This is a genomic window from Rickettsia sp. TH2014 (assembly GCF_019249195.1).
Lineage (GTDB): Bacteria > Pseudomonadota > Alphaproteobacteria > Rickettsiales > Rickettsiaceae > Rickettsia > Rickettsia felis.
The window spans coordinates 1-2,381 of sequence record NZ_MXAX01000245.1 but is presented as its reverse complement, the minus strand read 5'-3'; the positions used below and the strand labels follow the sequence as shown (position 1 = coordinate 2,381).

Genomic DNA, 2,381 nt, shown 5'->3' with positions numbered 1-2,381 from the left:
TCTAGTTATAATAATTGGGCAAAAGAAAGCGCTAGCTATAGCTATTAAAGATAATAAAGCTTCTTTGCGTTATTCAAAACTGCAAGAATGGTTAATGACTTATTAATGATAGGAAATTAACCAAAACCTGCCCCTAAATCGTTGACAGTAACCAGTGTTATCCGTATAATGTCTCTTTTATTTTTTAGAGACACATATACTTAATATGGATGATAATATTCAATACAACTGTGCCCCTATTACTACACGAAGAAATGCCATATCAGAATCCAATGAAGATAAGCTATCTGAAAAAATAATTGATGCAATTTGGAATAAAGATTTTGAGGCGTTTAAGGAGTATTTTGCACAAGGTATTAGCATATATTATAATAAAGCATACCCAAATACTCTAGTACACTATAGCAACAACGTCCTGTTAGATATTCTATGCTATACTATTGCTGATATAGATGAGCGGTACGACGATATCACTAAGATGCTTGAACTCGTATTGCTACATCAAGCTGATCCTAATATAGATACAATTGAAAATACAGCACTTCAGCATTTTATATATATGAATAATCCTGATGCGGTAAAGCTATTAATACAATATGGTGCTGATATAGAAAAATCTACTTGTATAAATCCATCTTCACCACTACGCTTAGCCTCTACATTAGGTTGTAAAGAAATAGTAGAGATTTTAGTCAGAAATAATGCTAATAGTAATACTTGTAATGAGTATATTACTACTACATTGTCACATGATATAAGTGATTTATTTAAAATATCTACTTTTTTTCATAGTAATGATTCGCAAGAAAAACTTAAACTAGCAAATCAATTACTTACATCAAATCAGGTCGGGATATTTTTAGAATTAATCTTCACTAACTCTAACGACCTATTTGTTTTTAATGATATTATTATACCTTTAAGCATGCAAGCCATTGCATCACAGCATACTGAATATAATGTTATAGGAGCCGTTACTAGTTCATATGATTGTATAGAAATGTTTGAATAGCACATAAAGTATTGAGGTGAAGATTTAATGTAATAGTTGAGATTTAATCTTAAAATGCGTCCAAGACATATCTTGGCTTCTACAGATAATACAATTCAGAATCTCCAACTAAATAGCGTATTACATCTTATACTTCCTGTGCAAGATAGCGATAAATTGAGGCTTTTGACAAATTGAATTCTTGCATCAGGTTTTTGATTTTAATACCTTGTTTTCGTTTTTCTTGAAGATCATTTAATTGTTGCTTTGTTAAGTATTGTTTCTTCCCAAACTGTACACCTCGCTCTTTTGCTTTTAGGATTCCATCCATTTGCCTCTCGGCTCTAATCTCAGTTTCAAATTGTCCAATTGCTCCTAATACATTAAATATTAACCGCCCAGTCGCATCTTTAGTATCAATATTTTGATCTAAAACTTTCAGAGCTACAGATTTCTGATCTAGAAGCTCAGCTATTTTGCATAGATGTGCAGTAGAGCGTGCTAACCTATCTAATTTTGTAACAATAAAGATATCGCCCTCACGCACATAATCCAGTGCATTTTTAAGTGCACTTCTTGTTCCATCAAGACCGGATTTCTTTTCTTGGAATATCTTATCACAATCTTTTAATTTATCTAGTTGCACATCTAGGGACTGTCCTGATGAACTAACTCTTGCATATCCTACTTTTGCCATATTAATGTCTCATAATCTTTTAAAGGTTATAAGAATAATATAATGAGACATTAATTAAGACAAGAGTTTTATGAGTCTCTTAAAGTATACTTTTGGAGACATATTAATTGCCAATGTGATTTATAAACAACATGTTACATAAATTTAACTAGATTAATAATTTAATATATAACAAGCAATGGATAAAATGTTAACATAGAAGTAAGGATGGGTGAACATATATTATAATATATCTTTTGTTTATTTATCTTTAAAGTACAGTTTTATCAACAAGTATCAAAGTTAGGAGGCTATTATGAGTTTAGAGAATAATAAAGGCACTGTGGAACATACGAGCGATAAATCAAGTAATCAATCTCAACAAACTAATTATGATAAAAATAATATGCATAATAAGTCAGATAAGCTACAAACTGATAAAGATCAAAAAGATCCCAGTAGTCAAAATAAATACTAGTATTTATTAGAATATATGAAATATTTAGGATTTGGTGGTATCTCGCTCGGTTCAATACTTGCAATAGTAATATCGTTCAATGTTAACCATTCAATATTATGGGCTATAGTGCATGGTTTCCTTGGTTGGCTCTATGTAATATATTATATTTTACTTAAATAGTATTATGAGTCTTCCCAAATAAGTGTGTAAACTTTTCAAAAGGGCTAGATTCTATCTTCAAATTTTATTAAAAA

At 30.2% G+C, this 2,381-nt stretch carries 4 protein-coding genes; 3 read left to right on the top strand and 1 reads right to left on the bottom strand.

The window, feature by feature from the left end:
• Nucleotides 1-205: 205 nt before the first annotated feature.
• On the top strand, nucleotides 206-1,012 hold the full coding sequence (locus KYQ89_RS05020; protein WP_218460668.1) for an ankyrin repeat domain-containing protein: 807 nt from the start codon (nucleotides 206-208) through the stop codon (nucleotides 1,010-1,012).
• 127 nt (nucleotides 1,013-1,139) lie between these two features.
• Here the strand turns inward: KYQ89_RS05020 and KYQ89_RS05015 are convergent, their stop codons facing one another.
• A complete protein-coding gene (locus KYQ89_RS05015; RefSeq protein ID WP_218460667.1) occupies nucleotides 1,140-1,688 on the bottom strand; it encodes a recombinase family protein in 549 nt (182 codons plus the stop codon).
• A 295-nt stretch (nucleotides 1,689-1,983) separates the two neighbouring features.
• Between KYQ89_RS05015 and KYQ89_RS05010 the strand changes: the two genes are divergently transcribed.
• Both KYQ89_RS05010 and KYQ89_RS05005 read left to right on the top strand, forming a co-directional pair.
• The gene (locus tag KYQ89_RS05010; RefSeq protein WP_218460666.1) at nucleotides 1,984-2,145 is read left to right on the top strand and encodes a hypothetical protein; all 162 of its coding nucleotides are present in this window, start codon (nucleotides 1,984-1,986) and stop codon (nucleotides 2,143-2,145) included.
• Between the two features lie 15 nt (nucleotides 2,146-2,160).
• On the top strand, nucleotides 2,161-2,307 hold the full coding sequence (locus KYQ89_RS05005) for a hypothetical protein (protein ID WP_218460665.1): 147 nt from the start codon (nucleotides 2,161-2,163) through the stop codon (nucleotides 2,305-2,307).
• Nucleotides 2,308-2,381 lie beyond the last annotated feature (74 nt).